The organism is Paenibacillus sp. NPDC057967 (genome assembly GCF_042887015.1).
Lineage (GTDB): Bacteria > Bacillota > Bacilli > Paenibacillales > Paenibacillaceae > Pristimantibacillus.
Genome location: NZ_JBHVQB010000005.1, coordinates 75,786 through 91,090 on the forward strand (window position 1 = coordinate 75,786; position 15,305 = coordinate 91,090).

The following is a 15,305-nucleotide window of genomic DNA, read 5'->3' on the forward strand; positions in this document are numbered from 1 at the left end:
AGGGTTCGTACACCAAAAGGCGGTTTGGAATAATCCAGAGGAGAATAAGAGACGCTAGTGGCAAAGAGAACGGCAGAATGCGCTAGAAGCGTCTGTGCCATGGTTAGACAGGAGGAGATATCATGTATGGACGTCACAAGATAGGGGCTCTAATCGCTGCGCTGCTGCTTGCTGCAGGACTAACCGGCTGTTCTGTCTCTGATAGGAACAGAACGCCGGAGGAGTGGCTGAGCTTATCGTATGCGGGCCTCGCGGCAATGGATCAATATGCATTTAGCGGATCGATGAGCATGGGGCTGGAGGAAGGCGTCATGTTCAAGCCGCAAATGTTCGAAGGCAAGGTGGTGAATCATCATCAGCTCACCATTCAGTCCGACAAGCAAGATCCGCTGTACTGGAATCCGGTCGAGGTGCTGGATTCACTCAAGCGTTCCCATGAATCGGTGGAAATCGCCGAAAATGGCGTGCGGGATGCAAGCGGAGCGGATACACTGGTGCTGCGTGCCGTCGAGAAACGGGATGCGGCCAAAAACCGCTGGACCGGCGTGCTGAAGCAGGAGCTGGAGCAAGTGACGGGAGAGGTAATAATTGAGAGCGGGTCAACCAGCGCAAAGCGCAAGGAAGTGGCCGAGCAAGCGGAGCGGGAGCTGGATGCGATGCTGCGCTCGCTTGAGGTGCGCACGGAGTATGAGATCGTGGTAGACAAGCAGAGAATGCTTCCGCTTAAGATGGAGGAGAAAACAACCTTTAACTATGAACGCGATGGGCGAAAAAGGAGGGAAAACCGGCATACATCCGTCCGTTTTCAGGCATTTGACAGCACTGCCGCGCGAACGGACTAAAGTGCGCAAAGAGGCCGATCATGATACGATAATGAGAGATACAGACTCATTTTTTTCGTTATGAGGCAACATGACAAGAAGGAGTAGATGAAACACGATGCGTGATCCAAGATTGAAGAAGCTGGCACAAAATTTGGTGCAATATTCGGTAGACGTTCAGCCAGGAGAGAACGTTCTGATTGATATGATCGGATCTGAAAGCGAGCTGGCCAAGTGCTTGATTGAAGAGGTCGCTGCACGCGGCGGCAGACCGTTCCTGGAGATGAGCGACCGCTCTGTTCTGCGTACTATGCTGATGCATGCGACGAAGGAGCAAATTGAGCTGTGGGCGAAGCTGGATCTGGAGCGGATGAAAAATATGCAGGCCTACATCGCGGTGCGCTCCGGCGACAACGTGAATGAGCTGGCGGATGTGCCGGACGACAAGATGCGTCTGTATGAGCAAGTCTACCGCAACCCTGTACATATGGAACAACGCGTGAAAAAAACAAGATGGGTCATCCTGCGCTACCCGACGCCATCGATGGCTCAACTGGCCAATATGAGCACAGAGGCGTTCGAGGACTTCTACTTCGATGTCTGCAATCTGGATTACAGCAAAATGGAAAAAGCGATGGACCCGCTCAAAGCGCTTATGGACCGTACGGACAAGGTGCGCATCGTATCGCCGGGAACGGATATTGCATTCTCGATCAAAGACATCGGCTCAAAGAAGTGCTCCGGTCACCGGAACATTCCAGACGGCGAAGTATTCTCCGCTCCCGTGCGCGATTCCGTCAACGGAACGATTACGTACAACGCGCCTAGCGTATACTCCGGCACGACGTTCCAGAATATCTCCTTTACCTTCGAGAACGGCAAGATCGTGAAGGCAGAGAGCAACGACAATGCGCGGCTGAACGAAATTCTGGATATGGACGAAGGCGCCCGTTATATTGGTGAGTTCGCAATCGGCTTCAATCCGTATATTCTTCATCCGATGAACGACATTCTGTTCGACGAGAAGATTGCGGGGAGCCTGCACTTCACGCCTGGTCAGGCGTATGAGGATACCGACAACGGCAACCGCTCTTCGGTGCATTGGGATCTGGTGCTTATTCAGCGTCCGGAATACGGCGGCGGCGAAATCTATTTTGACGACGTTCTGATCCGCAAAGATGGCATCTTTGTGCTCCCCGAGCTGGAAGGTCTAAATCCAGAGCACTTGAAATAATGGAATAGACTGCGTTTTTTTCGCCAAACCTCTTGATGGATGTAAGGTTTCAGGGTATCATGGTGACAGGAAAGCTTTACTAATCATATGGAGGGATTCCCCATGTCCAATAACGCAGCAATTGTAGAAATTTCTCAGGCGGCTAGCCAATTCACTTCTTCCATCGTACTGCAAGCCGACAGCAAATATATCGATGTAAAGAGCATCCTTGGGCTGTTCACGACATTGGTGGGAGGCCACGCCTACGAACTGCATGTGCATGGTCCTGACGCTGAAGAAGCGAAGAAAGCAATGGCGGAAGTATTTTCCAAGCACAACCTGAACGTAACCGTAATCGGCGGTTAATATTGTTTGATCAAGGATAAGAATGGCGTCTCTTTCAATTGGAAGAGGCGCTTTTCTGTTTTGTCCTTGTGTATTCCCTACTTTTCGTCTAATATAAAGGGTATAGAGTTTGACAGGTTACGCGCATAGGAGGGGAGAAGAATGTCTGCACCGGAAGTTACGGATCTATTGCATGAACGAGCGCTTCGTCTTCTTCAGGAGGACGCGAGTAAGATAGAGAAACTGATCGAAGTACAGATGGAGAATTTGACGACTCGTCAATGTCCCTTGTATGAAGAGGTCTTGGATACACAGATATACGGTTTTTCCAAAGAGGTTGATTTCGCCATTCGGGCGGGCTTGATTACCGAACCGGCGGGCAAAGATATCGTTAACCGGCTGGAACGTAATTTGGCTGTATTATATGAAGCTTTGGATCGCAAAGCGAAGGGGTAGCCCCCATATACGGGCTGCCTTTTTTTATGTCCGCCTATGCCGTTAGACCTAACGCAGAATATAGGGGCAATCCTTGCTTCATGTCGTCTGTTCTATTACAATGAACATATATGGCAAATTGAGGAGTGGATGACATGACCGAGAACCTTCAAACTGGATTAATCCGTATTTCTGACGATGTAGTAGCTACGATAGCGGGACTTGCAGCACTCGAGACGCCAGGCATTGCGGCGATGTCTGGCGGTATATCTGAAGGGCTTGCCAAGAGATTAAGCGGCAAGAACGTGCAAAAGGGCGTGTCGGTCGAGGTAGGTCAACTGGAAGCAGCCATTGATCTGCGAATCATCGTTCATTATGGCATTCCGATTCAAGAGGTTAGCCGCCAGCTGCAGTTGAATGTGCGCGAGTCGGTGGAGAATATGACCGGACTGCAAGTGGTCGAAGTGAACGTGAAGGTGGAAGGCGTTGCGTTCAAGGAAGAAGAGCCGGATGAACCACAGCAACGATTGAAATAATCGATCATACGCAATACGGCACTTTCCGATTATCGGAAAGTGCCGTATTTTTGTTGAATTAGTGTTTAACCTTCTCCGGCCTATTGTACTCTCTGGATATGCTGAGCAAGACGCCCATGCACATGAGACAGACAAGCAGCGATGATCCGCCGTAGCTGATGAAGGGGAGCGTAACGCCAGTAAGCGGTATCGTTGCCGTAACGCCTCCAATATTGATAAAGGCTTGTACGGCGAATAAGCTTACAATGCCAACACCGACCACCGTGCCGTATAGATCCGGGCATCTGAGTGCTACAATTAGCCCTCGCCAGAGGAACAGCAGGTAGAAGAGCAGGAAGATGGCGCTCCCGATAAATCCGAGCTCTTCCGCGATGACCGCAAAGATAAAGTCATTATAGGGATAAGTCAAATAATGCAGCTTTTGTACGCTTTCCCCAAAGCCCGCTCCGGTTAGCCCGCCGTGGCTCATCGCTTGCAGCGAGGAGATCAACTGGAAGGCGCCGTCCTGTGAGTTGGATATGGGATCCATGTAAGAGGTAAAGCGCGCGACTCGGTATTGCCACGGATCCGGATTAATCGCCATAGAGATGCTGACCATCACCGTTACAGCAAGTATCGCGAGCGTCGCTGCAAGAAACACATGCTTCAGATTGGAGCCTCCTGCCAAAATCATAATCGAAGCGCAAGCGGCCAGAATCATGCAAGAACCCAGATCGGGCTGGAGCATGATAAGTCCGCAGACCAGGCAGACCACGATAATGACAGGGAGCAGGCCTTTCTTGAAGTCACGGAACTTCTCGCCCTTCTTCGTAATCAGCGCGCCCAGATACAAAATAATGGCCAGCTTCGCAGGTTCGGTAGGCTGAATGCCCCGTGATCCGACGCCGAACCAGCTCTTCGCGCCGTTGATCTCAACACCGATGAAAGGAACGAGTACGAGCATGATCAGCACGGGCAGAAAGAGGAGCATATACGCTTTCTTGAACACCTGGTAACGTAGATTCATCATGAAGAACATGATGAATATGCCGAATACGGCCCAAGCAAGCTGAAGCTTGGTGAAATAAAAGGCGTCGTTACCGTATCTAGGCGATACGACAGCGACGCCGGAGCTGGCGCTAAACACCATGACGAGCCCGAAGCCAACCATCAGCAACGTCATGATGAGAAGCAGGAAGTCCGGCCTTCCACGACTGACGTTCTGCGAGGCCTTCTTCATAGAAGCCCCGTTACACGAGCTGTTGCTTTAACTGCCCGAGTCGTTGTGTAGCCGTCTCCAGGATATGCTTTGGAATCGGCGATTCGTATTCCATTCCGTGCGGGAACGTAGCGCGGCCGATGTATACGGCTTCAATATGAAGTACGGCGTGGGGATTCTCAAGCTTGCCTTCAACCGCGCGTGTATTCATGCGAAGGAAGTATTCGCTGCCGCTCGTGCGGTCTATCAATTTCAAATCGTATGTAGCGCGATAATATTCCCATTGCCAACGCACAAAGCCGACTTTCTCAGCGGCTTCGTCCAAATGGCCAAGTTCGCTCTGAACGCCATTCAAACCGGAGTTTTCAATAATCATTTCAGTTCCTCCCAAATTCACAAGACATAGTTGTAGTTCGTGTTCAATAAGTCCGGTTTTCAGCACCGAGAAGATTGGATGAAGCTGGGAAGTGAGGAGCGAAGCGTAGTGGAAGCTACGTGAGCACCCGGAAGTTCCCGCTGAATGCAATATTCGATGAAAAGGCGTCCTGATCCCCTTCGTGATCAAAAATGGACTTCTTGAACAACCTCTTGTACATTCTTTTCTCATGATAGTATGTTTCCCCAGTCAGCGCAAGCCTTACTCCTAATCGTCAAGGCAAAGTTTCGTGACATTTTTGAGAACGAAGACCTCGCATTGCGCCATTATACGGGCAAGGCTCCACAAAGCAACGGGCATCTGATACACTATACCAAACAGGAAAAAACGATCATGCAAATAGATAGGAGGTTTGCGATTTGCGGCTTGAATCGATTGCGGAGAAATGGCTAAGCGAACGTTATCCGGACATGGTTCGCTGGCGCAGGCATCTCCATCAGCACCCTGAATTGTCATTCAGGGAGAAGGAAACCTCGCAATGGATCGCGGACCGATTGGAAGAGCTGGGCTGCGAGGTGCGGGGGAACGTAGGCGGCCATGGTTTGATTGCGACGATTAAGGGAGAGCGACCTGGCCCGGCCGTCGCCCTGCGGGCGGATATCGACGGTCTGCCTATTCAGGATGAGAAGGAATGCGAATACGCTTCCAAGGTGCCAGGTGTCATGCATGCTTGCGGGCATGATGGTCATACGGCAGCTTTGCTGGCTGTTGCGGACTTCTACAGCAGGAATCGGGATCACTTGGCAGGGGAGCGGAGGCTCTTGTTCCAGCCGGCTGAGGAAGTGACGCCAGGCGGAGCGATCGAGATGATCAAGGACGGCGCGCTTGAAGGAGTTGACGTCATCTACGGCGTTCATCTATGGACGCCGCTCCCGTACGGCAGCGCAGCAAGCCGTCCAGGACCATTCATGAGCTCAGCCGACGAGTTCATAATCGATATCGAAGGCAAGGGCGGCCATGGCGGCCTGCCGCATGGAACGATTGATGCGATTGTGGCGGGTTCGGCGCTTGTCCAAGGCGTTCAGTCGATCGTCAGCCGCAATGTCAATCCGCTGCATCCTGCGGTCGTCACAATTGGCTCCTTCCAGGCAGGGACGACCAACAATGTCATTGCGGAGCGCTGCCAGCTGAAAGGCACGGTCCGTGCTTTCGACGAAGGGACCCGATTCTTGATTCATGACCGGCTGGAATCGCTGGTACGGCATACGTGCGAGATGTACGGCGCCAAACATGTTTATCATATGCGCGTGGGTTATCCGCCTGTTGTGAATGATGAGACAGAGGCGGAGCGCTTCTTCAAAATTGCAAGGCCGATCTTTGGAGACGAGCAAGTCCTAGAAGCAGAGGCCATTACGGTAGCCGAGGACTTCTCTTATTATTTGAACCAGAAGCCGGGCTGCTTCATGTTCGTGGGCGCCGGCAATCCGGAACTCGGCGCGGTATATTCGCATCATCATCCCAAATTCGATATGGACGAGAGGGCTATGCTGCATTCGGCAAGATTGCTCATTGGCATGGCCGAGGGATACGCCGACGATTATCCAGACAGACAATGAGCTTGCCGCTTTGCGGAGGAGGACGATTATTCGTCCTCCCACAAGGCGACAAGCTCATTGTTTTCATTATATAGCTCCGCAGGATCGGGCTCCGTATTGTTCCACACATTATCGACTTCCCATAAGAGAACGAGTGAGTCCTTGTCCTTGACATGGCTTTCTCCGGAAGAGACCAGCAGCTTGCTCTGCGCAGGCAATTCAATTTCCGGGAACGTATACGTCTGATTGCCCCGCACGCTCACGAGCTTCCAGCCATCCATATCGATAGGCAGTCTCGTCGTATTCGTAATGGTAACCAGCTCTCCCCGCTTATCTACTTCAATGACAAGTCCCATTTGATACGACTTCTGAACCGATATTTCCGCTTGGCTTGTCTCCTTGCCGGAGCTCCAGAGCCCTACTTTGTTCTGCTTCGCGGTTTGTTCAAGCTGCTTGTATACATTCTCCATCTTCACATTAGGCTCTACGATAAGCACCTTGGCCAGTCCTTCCTGAAGCAGAAGCTCGTTCAGAATGCGGCCGTCCTTCAGCTCGACAATGGCAAGTGTCCGATCGTAGCGGTCCTTGTTTTCCTTATCGAATGTAAGCTTGACCTCGCCGGATTCCTTCAGCAACTCCTCCGTGAAAGCGGAGGCTTCAGGCCCGTATGCCTGTACCGGTGTATTCGCCTTTTTGGTCTCGGGCGTATCAATATAGAGCATACGAATCGTGTTGTTCGTATCTCCGACTTTGATTTTGAACGTATCGCCGTCTACGTAACCAGATACCGGATACCATGTATCCGATTTCACATTTTTGTCCGCAGATATGGAAATGGCAGAGCAGCCTGCCAGCATGATGGAGAGCATCAGAAGTAGCAATTGCAATGAACGTCTCATAGAAGTATAGCCTCCAGCTCCGTTTAAAAGGTTGCATTCAAATAAATCCTTTTCTACTATACCACAGATTGGCCTTAATAATCGATGAAGGAAAAGCAGGTTACAGGGATAAAATCCTACGGAAACTTTCATACTGTGGAGAGAGAAAGCGCAAAATGGGAGGCGGATGCCCGTTGAAAACCGAAGGAGCAATCATTGTACAGTCTGATTTGACTGTATTGCTGGATGAAAGAAGTCTATCCGCACATGCGGCTCGCGAGCAGCTTCACCGGTTCGCAGAGGCGCGCAAACGGGCGGGCACTATCCATACCTATCGCATCACGCCGATGACGTTATGGCATGCCCTTGATGAAGGATGGACCGGCGAGCAGGTAGTCGAGGCGTTAAAGACGCATGCCAAATACGATGTGCCTCTTCAAGCGGAGGGGTTCATTCGGCTGTGGGCGAGTCGTTACGGGAAGCTAAGGCTGTATGCCGAAGATGCGGTGCTATTTTTGAATGGCGATGCCGACATACTGGAGTCGCTAGGGCGGATTCCAAGCGTAATGGCTTGGGTGCAGACGGTCAGAAGCCCGGAAATATGGCAGCTGGCGCCGGATTGCCGTGGACTGCTGAAGCAGGAGCTGGCCAAGCAGGGATATCCCGTTATGGATCAGGCCGGCTATCATGCGGGCGAGTCCCTGTCTCTTCGTTTGAGAGAGCAGACTGTAAGGGGAACTTTATTCGCTTTGCGAGATTATCAGGAGCGGGCTGTAGGCTCCTTCATCCAGGACGGCGCAGCAAGAGGCGGGAGCGGCGTTGTTGTGCTCCCCTGCGGAACAGGGAAGACGGTTGTCGGCATAGCGGCGCTTGCCCGGCTTTGCACCGCGACGCTTATTCTGACCTCCAGTCGCACCTCGGCTGAGCAATGGAGGGAAGAATTATTAGATAAGACGACGCTTGCGCCAGACAGCGTCGGACTGTACAACGGGAAAGTCAAGGAAGTGAAGCCGGTGACCATCGCGACGTATCAGCTGCTGACCCGCCGCAAGTCCAAGGCTGGAGACTTTACTCATATGGGGCTGTTCAACGAAAGAGATTGGGGGCTCATCATCTACGACGAAGTACATCTTCTGCCGGCCCCTGTATTCCGCATGACCGCATCCATTCAGGCGACGCGCCGCTTGGGACTCACGGCTACACTTGTGCGCGAGGATGGATGTGCGGAAGATGTCTATTCCCTGATCGGGCCCAAGCAATACGATATGCAATGGAAGGAAGCGGAGAAGGGAGCTTATATCGCATCGGTCAGTTGCGCTGAAATCCGGATACCGCTGGATGCCTCCCAGCATCACAGCTATTCGGCGGCTGCGGCGCGCAGCCGGTTGCGCATCGCAGCGGAGAATCCCGGCAAGCTGCCCGTCGTTAGAGAGCTGCTGGAGCGTTACCGGGACAAGCAGACGCTAGTCATCGGCCAATACCTGGGCCAGCTTCGCAAGGTAGCCAGTGAGCTAGGAGCCCCGCTCTTGACTGGTGAGACGCCGCATGAGGAGCGGCTGCGGCTGTATGATCAATTCAGGAGCGGAAGAATAAATGTGCTGGTCGTATCCAAGGTGGCTAATTTGGCTATCGATCTGCCGGATGCCTCAGTAGCGATTCAGTTGTCGGGCAGCTTCGGCTCCAGACAGGAGGAAGCCCAGCGCGTAGGACGGCTGCTCAGGCCGAAGCAGGGTGATAATCGGGCATGGTTTTATACGCTGGTAACGGAAGGGACGAAGGAAACAGAATTTGCTCTTAAGCGGCAGCTGTTCCTGCTGGAGCAAGGGTATGAATACATGCAACTGTCGGGGGCGGAAGCCTGCGGCAGCGGATTGCGATCGGAGGCGGCTAACGGATGAACCTGGCACAAGCAAGCGTCAAGCTATCGGATGAACGCATGAAGCAATTTGCAAGATCGGCTGTATGGGTGGAAGCCTCTGCGCAAGAAATGTCCTGGCGAGAAGCCATGCTGGACAGACGTGCAGTGAATGCGGCGTCGAACCGTCTGTCTTCGCTTGCCAAGGCATCGCTGGTTTCCTTGATATTGCGATTTGGAGCTGCGCCGGTTGAGGAAGAACGGCTTTTGGCCGAACTTCGGGAGCATACGACACTTTCGGGGGCGGAGGCCCGTATGGGGTTAAGCCAGCTTCAGGAAGCAGGCATCGTACTCTTCGCAGCCAAAATGTGGGGGGATCGGAGCTGCTTCATACCGTTAGACTCTTTCATGATCTGGCAGCAAAGTCTATTCCCTTGCCCATGGGCGGGATCGGCAGCCCCCGTTCAGCCGCTGATGGATGGCTCCGGCGGTTTTCTCGGCGTGAAGGAGCCGTTTGGCCGCAGAGTGTTGTACATGCTGGCAGCACTAATGAAGTCAGAGACGGCCTTCACGTCCAAGGGCGTTTTGTCCAAAAAAACGCTCCAGCGTCTGCAGGCTGCGCTGGAGCTGGAGGAGGGGCCTCTCAAAGCTCTTTCATGGCGTGTTGCGCGCGGAGAGAGCTACCCTGTCCCGGTTGCCGTTGGCTTGGCTGCTGCCGCCGCGCTCGGATTGCAGAGACGGGAAGAGAAGGGTATCAACGTTGATCAGGAAAGGCTGCAGAGCTGGTGCGCTATGAGCGATTGCGAACGGGAGCAAGGGTTGTTTCATTGGATTTGCGGATATTTGCTGAGAGGCTCCAGAGAAGACGCGCATATTGGCTCTGCATTGGCAAACGCTCCATCAGGCGAGTGGCTCTCAGCGAGCGAAGTGGCGGAATGGGGTACGTTATTAATAGAGAGAAGCGGGATAGTTGATGTGAATGGCTCCATGCGGAATCAGGTTGAGCGCTGGCTGTTTCTCATGCAGGAGCTAGGCTGGATGGAGCTGGCCGAGCGGCAGCACCCAAGCAAAGGGGCAGAGCTTATGTTCCGCCGGCGCGGCTTCTCGTCTGTTCTGGAGGGCCAGCTCATCCTGCAGCCGACCGGAGAGCTGCTTGCTGCGCCGGGAAGCTCCTTCGGGATGAGATGGGAGCTGGAATTGATTGCGGAGCGAATCCACCGCGAAGAGCCGGTCTTGTATCGATTGACGGCTGCCTCCGTCGCAGCGGCATTGGAGCAGGGACGAACTAAGGAAGGGATTTCCAGATTTTTGAGGGAGGCCAGCAGAGAGCAGGAATTGCCAGTGCAGCTCAGATCGATGCTGGATCAATGGGCGAGTCGAGCTTGCCGGTATACATTCGAGCAGGCTACACTTCTGCGATGCGATACGGCCGAGCTGGCGGAGGAAGCGATGAAGCTGTCCGGATCTGCCCCGGATCTGCTCGTTCGAATCAGCGAAAAGGATTTTATCATACATCCCTCTGCGGTTGGCGAGATCAGGCTGCTTCTGAATAAGGCGGGATATCCGCCTCGCAAGAAGATCATTGAATCATTTGAGGACAAGTGTGCGGTTTATCCGGCTCTGAATGTTCTCAGCGCAGAGCTTCAGTCCTATCCGGAATTTGCCGCTGACCGGTACTTTGAGTCCGGCGAGTGGCTCTATGAATCGATGTCATTACGGCATCACGAACTGGAGCAGGCGATGGAAGCCAAAGCTGTTAAGCTTCTTTCGGGATTAGATCAGGTACCCGCTGCATGGTGGAGACAGCTGCGCAGCTACCACGCCTCTACACGCAAAGAGCTGATGCAGCAGGCAGTTGCCATGGAAACGGCTGTACAGCTTAAGCTGGAGGGGCAATTACGGCATTTCATACCGGAGCAGATCGACCTTCGCGGCGAACAATGGTCAGTTACAGGCAAGCTGGTTGACGACGATCAATCGGAGCGAAGCCGCCTGACTCCCGATATGTGGGAAGAGATGAAGCTGATGCTGCCAAGCGGTGTAATCCTTTAACCTCCTCTTTCTATTGGCTTAGGGGCTATGATATGATAAATTAATAGCAAGCGAATTGAAAAGAGGTGGATCAATGCCTGTTGCCGAATCATGGACAGCTCAGTCGGTGCAAGAAGATGGCGTCAGATCTTCGCTCGATATGGCGTCGCTGCTTTTGTCCGCTTACGAGCTGGGGGACTGGATTAATCAATCGGCGGAAGTGTCCGATTATTTATATTGGAAGTCGGTAGTGAATGAGAACGATGAAGTGAAGAGCTTGCAGATCAAATTCGCCAAGGCGAAGGAACTGTTCGAGGAATGCCAGCGCTTCGGACGTTTCCATCCGAATTACCACGAAGCGAAAGACAAGGTAAAGGAAATTGAGAAGCAGCTTGCGGACCTGGAATGCGTTAGCAAATTCAAGGCGTCCGAGCAAGCTGTGGACGATATGCTGTATGAGGTATCCCGCATGATTGCGGAGTCGGTATCCGATTTGATTAAGGTGCCGGGCAACGAGAGGAACAAGGGAGGCGGTTGCGGCAGCGGCGGATCATGCGGCTGCGGCAGCGGCGGGTGCGGATAACTAGCCGCACCATGAAAGCTTCGGGAGGTTATGGAGGAGGAGCAAGCTGATGTTACCGGATCGAACGGGGTTTATCGTATGGGTGAGCGATTTGAAGGCAGCTAGGGCTTTGGAGCGGTTCGGGACGATTCACTTCATGTCGCGGAAGCTTCATTATGTCGTGCTGTATATGAATGCCGACAAGACAGAGGAATCCTTGAAGCAGATGAGCCGTTTGTCCTTCGTGCGGAAGGTAGAGCGTTCCTACCGCACCGAGATTCCAACGGAGTACAGCAAGGAGAACGAAGATAAAACAAGATTTTACAGCCTGTAATTCGGGAATACAACAGAAGTAACCGCTTCTTGGCGCATAATTAGCGCTGAGAGGCGGTTTTTTTATGTGCTAATTTACATATTAAGACATATATGGCCTGAGTTTATTTTATTGTTGAAAAATCGGACAATCATGGTAGAATGGAAGTAAATAAATAGGATAAAAGCCCTGGTTCCTTGGAAGGAGTAGGTTGCGAGATGAAGGATAAAATGACGAGAAGATGGAGTACCTATGAGTCGTTTTATGTCGAACTTGGCGACAAAAAGGTGGTTGACGTCATTATTACCAACCATGCCAAAAGTCGCTGGCTAGATCGGATCGAGAGCGAAAAGACCGGATACGAAGATATTGCCGAGTATTTGTGGGAATGCTTGAAGAAGGGCCGGATCGTACCTTACTATCGCAATGAGCAGGATGTTTATTTAATTGACGAGGATCTCGTGTTTGTCGCGGAATTCGCGGATTCGCTTACGGAGCTTGATTTGCTGGGCAACCCGCTCCATAAGATGATCATCGTTACCTTCCTGGGCAGAATGTCGGAGACCATTGAGCTTCGAGACCTAAAGTCCTATTATTCCTGGCTGAGGCATTCCAGAAGAATGACGCTTGTGAAAAACAGCCGGAAACGCAAATGACGATTTACTTTTCAAAAAATAATCGGTACATAATACAAATATTGGAATTAGGGCGCGATCCACAGGGTTCGCGTTTCTTCATTTTCCCATAATCATGTCGCTTCTTTCAGGGACACTAGTATATAATAAGGCCAAAGAAAGGACGGATTGCATATGGCGCTTAACTTTCATCAATTGCATATATTTTATACCGTTGCAGAGCGCGGAAGCTTCTCTGCCGCAGCGCAAGCCCTTCATATGACCCAGCCTGCGGTTACGATGCAGGTACAGTCGCTTGAGGATTATTTTGGCACAAAGCTGCTGCTTCGCTCTACGAAGAGGATCGATCTGACGGAAGCCGGGAGGGCGCTTTTGCCTTACGCGAAAAACAGCATTGATCTGATTCGGGACACGGATCAAGCGATGTCCACTTTTACCAAGCAATTGAAGGGACGTTTGCAGCTCGGCTCTAGTCTGACGATCGGCGAATATGTGCTGCCTCGTCTGCTGGGGCCTTTCGGCCAGGAATATCCCCATATCTCCATAAGCATGAAAGTGATGAATACCGCACAGATTATGGAAGATATTTTGAACCATCAATTGAACTTCGGGCTGATCGAAGCGCCCGTCAATCATCCCGATATGCATATGGAAGCGGTCATGAGCGACGAGCTGATGCTTGTTGTTCCAAGCGGCCATCCATTGGCCGAGAACAAGTCCGTCACGCTTGCTGAGGCGATGCAATATGCTTTTGTCCTGCGCGAGCAAGGTTCAGGCACCCGACTCGTGATGGAAGAGCAGCTAAAGAAGAAGAAAATCGACCCGGCTTCCATGAAGATCGTGATGGAGCTTGGCAGTACGGGGGCAGTGAAATCCGCGGTGGAAGCGGGGCTCGGCATCTCCTTTCTGTCGGCGTCTTCGGTGAAGCATGAGGTTGCCTTAGGGCTGATTAAGGTCGTCAAGGTGTCGGATACCAAGTTCTTGAGGCATTTTTATTCCATCTATCTAAAATCTGCTTTGCTTCCGATCTCAGCTGTCACCTTCTTGACTTTCCTGAGAGAGAGGGATCTTCAGCAATGGCTGTAACAGGCAGAGCAGACCTGCATGCCCACACCACGGCGTCGGACGGCATGTATGCGCCCGCGGAAGTCGTCAGAAGAGCGAAGCTTGCGGGATTGTCCGCTATCGCGATTACGGATCATGACACGGTTGCCGGCGTAGAAGAGGCAATAGCGGAGGGTGATAGAATCGGCATGATGGTCATACCGGGAGTGGAGATTAGTACGGTCACTGACCATACAGACATCCATGTGCTGGCTTATTATACCGATAACGCGGATCCCGTCTGGCAGAACAGGCTTGCTTGGATCGGAAGCGCCCGCGACCGGCGCAATGACGAGATGCTCCATAAGCTGCAAGAGCTTGGTATTGACATCTCCATAGAGGATGTTCGCGAAGCAGCTAAAGGCAAGAAGGGGAGCATCGGTCGTCCGCATATTGCGGAGGCGTTAATCCGGATGGGTGTCGTCGCCGATATGAAGGAAGCGTTCGCGCGTTATCTGGGCTCGGGAGCGGCAGCTTATGTACAAGTGCAGAGTGTCACGACGACCGAGGCGCTGAGCTGGATTCGCGAGGCGGGAGGCGTTAGCGTGATTGCCCATCCGGGACTGTACGGACGGGACGAGCTGCTAGGCCGCTGGGCAGCAGAAGGCGCCCACGGCATAGAAGCGTTCCACTCTGATCATAGTGCGGAGGACGCGGAGCGATACCAGACATTCGCGGCGAATCATGAGTTAATCATCACGGGAGGCTCAGACTTTCACGGTGAACGGGAAGGCGAGAGCTATCATGGGCCGCTCGGGAGCAGCGGGGTAGAGCTTGTCGTTGCGGAGCAGCTTCGACGTATGGCGGCGAGCATGAGCTCTTCCAATTGATTCATCCATCCCTATCGTTCTCTGGATAATCTGCATGGGAAACTTGCCTTCAACCCCTTTATCGTCATGAATACGTTTCCAATTTATAGAATTTGTTCTACATGATTCCATATATGAGTATGGATGTTAATGTGACAAATTTATATAAATATTGGAGGGAAATTCATGCCACAGGAATTGGTAACAAGCATCAGATCGGAGAAAGCGCCGTTAAGCGGACAAAAGCATCGTTCCAGCGGAAATTTCAGTACGGAGGTTCTTCCACCTGGAACCAAGCGATTGAGATGGGAAGTGGAAGGTGGAGGAGTAGACCAGTATGACATCACTTTCGATGTGAAACGGGATGTATCAGCAGGTACGGACCCCACTGAATTGGATGATGTCATTAGCGGGAATACATCGAAGGTCATCTCGGCAAGATCGCTTTACATTGCCAATCCAAGCGGTGCACAGACTTCTTTCCTGGTAAAAGTGTACGCTATCTATTAAGAGTGGCGGAATTTTGAGGTCACCATAAATCATACACCCCCTGGAATTTCATGATTGGGCTTGTCAGCCGATCCATGATCATTCAGGGG

At 52.2% G+C, this 15,305-nt stretch carries 17 protein-coding genes; 14 read left to right on the top strand and 3 right to left on the bottom strand.

Annotation, left to right across the window (positions count from 1 at the left end; translation table 11 throughout):
* Window positions 1–122 precede the first annotated feature (122 nt).
* The 5 genes from ACFVSO_RS13895 (at window position 123) to ACFVSO_RS13915 (ending at window position 3,350) form a co-directional block, all read left to right on the top strand.
* The gene (locus tag ACFVSO_RS13895) at window positions 123–842 is read left to right on the top strand and encodes a hypothetical protein (protein ID WP_387474441.1); all 720 of its coding nucleotides are present in this window, start codon (window positions 123–125) and stop codon (window positions 840–842) included.
* A 97-nt stretch (window positions 843–939) separates the two neighbouring features.
* Window positions 940–2,055 carry an aminopeptidase gene (locus tag ACFVSO_RS13900; RefSeq protein WP_387474443.1) on the top strand — a complete coding sequence of 372 codons (1,116 nt, stop codon included), beginning with the start codon at window positions 940–942 and terminating at the stop codon, window positions 2,053–2,055.
* Between the two features lie 102 nt (window positions 2,056–2,157).
* Window positions 2,158–2,400 (top strand): HPr family phosphocarrier protein, encoded by a 243-nt coding sequence (locus ACFVSO_RS13905; protein WP_387474445.1) that lies wholly within the window; start codon window positions 2,158–2,160, stop codon window positions 2,398–2,400.
* 141 nt (window positions 2,401–2,541) lie between these two features.
* The gene (locus ACFVSO_RS13910) at window positions 2,542–2,835 is read left to right on the top strand and encodes an Fpa/YlaN family protein (RefSeq protein WP_387474447.1); all 294 of its coding nucleotides are present in this window, start codon (window positions 2,542–2,544) and stop codon (window positions 2,833–2,835) included.
* Between the two features lie 134 nt (window positions 2,836–2,969).
* Window positions 2,970–3,350 carry an Asp23/Gls24 family envelope stress response protein gene (locus tag ACFVSO_RS13915; protein ID WP_116043270.1) on the top strand — a complete coding sequence of 127 codons (381 nt, stop codon included), beginning with the start codon at window positions 2,970–2,972 and terminating at the stop codon, window positions 3,348–3,350.
* 58 nt (window positions 3,351–3,408) lie between these two features.
* Here ACFVSO_RS13915 and ftsW read toward each other — a convergent pair whose 3' ends face one another.
* Together ftsW and ACFVSO_RS13925 are read right to left on the bottom strand one after the other, a co-directional pair.
* Window positions 3,409–4,569, bottom strand: coding sequence for a putative lipid II flippase FtsW (ftsW, locus tag ACFVSO_RS13920; RefSeq protein ID WP_387474450.1), 1,161 nt, complete (start codon window positions 4,567–4,569; stop codon window positions 3,409–3,411).
* Window positions 4,570–4,579: 10 nt separating this feature from the next.
* The gene (locus ACFVSO_RS13925; protein WP_387474452.1) at window positions 4,580–4,924 is read right to left on the bottom strand and encodes a YugN family protein; all 345 of its coding nucleotides are present in this window, start codon (window positions 4,922–4,924) and stop codon (window positions 4,580–4,582) included.
* A 470-nt stretch (window positions 4,925–5,394) separates the two neighbouring features.
* Here ACFVSO_RS13925 and ACFVSO_RS13930 point away from each other — a divergent pair, with 470 nt between their 5' ends.
* Window positions 5,395–6,540, top strand: coding sequence for a M20 metallopeptidase family protein (locus ACFVSO_RS13930; RefSeq protein ID WP_387475329.1), 1,146 nt, complete (start codon window positions 5,395–5,397; stop codon window positions 6,538–6,540).
* A gap of 26 nt (window positions 6,541–6,566) precedes the next feature.
* Here ACFVSO_RS13930 and ACFVSO_RS13935 read toward each other — a convergent pair whose 3' ends face one another.
* Window positions 6,567–7,418, bottom strand: a complete 852-nt coding sequence (locus tag ACFVSO_RS13935; RefSeq protein ID WP_387474454.1) for a thermonuclease family protein — start codon at window positions 7,416–7,418, stop codon at window positions 6,567–6,569.
* Between the two features lie 173 nt (window positions 7,419–7,591).
* Between ACFVSO_RS13935 and ACFVSO_RS13940 the strand changes: the two genes are divergently transcribed.
* The 8 genes from ACFVSO_RS13940 to ACFVSO_RS13975 all read left to right on the top strand — a co-directional run bounded on the left by ACFVSO_RS13940 (window position 7,592) and on the right by ACFVSO_RS13975 (window position 15,216).
* Entirely contained in the window at window positions 7,592–9,295 is a 1,704-nt protein-coding gene (locus ACFVSO_RS13940) for a DNA repair helicase XPB (protein ID WP_387474456.1), read from the top strand.
* Complete coding sequence (locus ACFVSO_RS13945; protein WP_387474458.1) at window positions 9,292–11,304, top strand: helicase-associated domain-containing protein; 2,013 nt, start codon at window positions 9,292–9,294, stop codon at window positions 11,302–11,304. Before ACFVSO_RS13940 ends, ACFVSO_RS13945 begins: the two co-directional genes overlap by 4 nt.
* Before the next feature lie 73 nt (window positions 11,305–11,377).
* The gene (locus tag ACFVSO_RS13950) at window positions 11,378–11,866 is read left to right on the top strand and encodes a YlbF/YmcA family competence regulator (RefSeq protein WP_387474460.1); all 489 of its coding nucleotides are present in this window, start codon (window positions 11,378–11,380) and stop codon (window positions 11,864–11,866) included.
* A gap of 49 nt (window positions 11,867–11,915) precedes the next feature.
* Entirely contained in the window at window positions 11,916–12,179 is a 264-nt protein-coding gene (locus tag ACFVSO_RS13955) for a YlbG family protein (RefSeq protein WP_387474462.1), read from the top strand.
* A gap of 197 nt (window positions 12,180–12,376) precedes the next feature.
* Window positions 12,377–12,814, top strand: coding sequence for a hypothetical protein (locus tag ACFVSO_RS13960; protein WP_387474464.1), 438 nt, complete (start codon window positions 12,377–12,379; stop codon window positions 12,812–12,814).
* A 153-nt stretch (window positions 12,815–12,967) separates the two neighbouring features.
* Entirely contained in the window at window positions 12,968–13,879 is a 912-nt protein-coding gene (locus ACFVSO_RS13965) for a selenium metabolism-associated LysR family transcriptional regulator (RefSeq protein ID WP_387474466.1), read from the top strand.
* Window positions 13,870–14,727, top strand: coding sequence for a PHP domain-containing protein (locus ACFVSO_RS13970; RefSeq protein WP_387474468.1), 858 nt, complete (start codon window positions 13,870–13,872; stop codon window positions 14,725–14,727). Before ACFVSO_RS13965 ends, ACFVSO_RS13970 begins: the two co-directional genes overlap by 10 nt.
* Before the next feature lie 165 nt (window positions 14,728–14,892).
* Entirely contained in the window at window positions 14,893–15,216 is a 324-nt protein-coding gene (locus ACFVSO_RS13975) for a DeoR family transcriptional regulator (RefSeq protein ID WP_387474469.1), read from the top strand.
* Window positions 15,217–15,305: the final 89 nt, after the last annotated feature.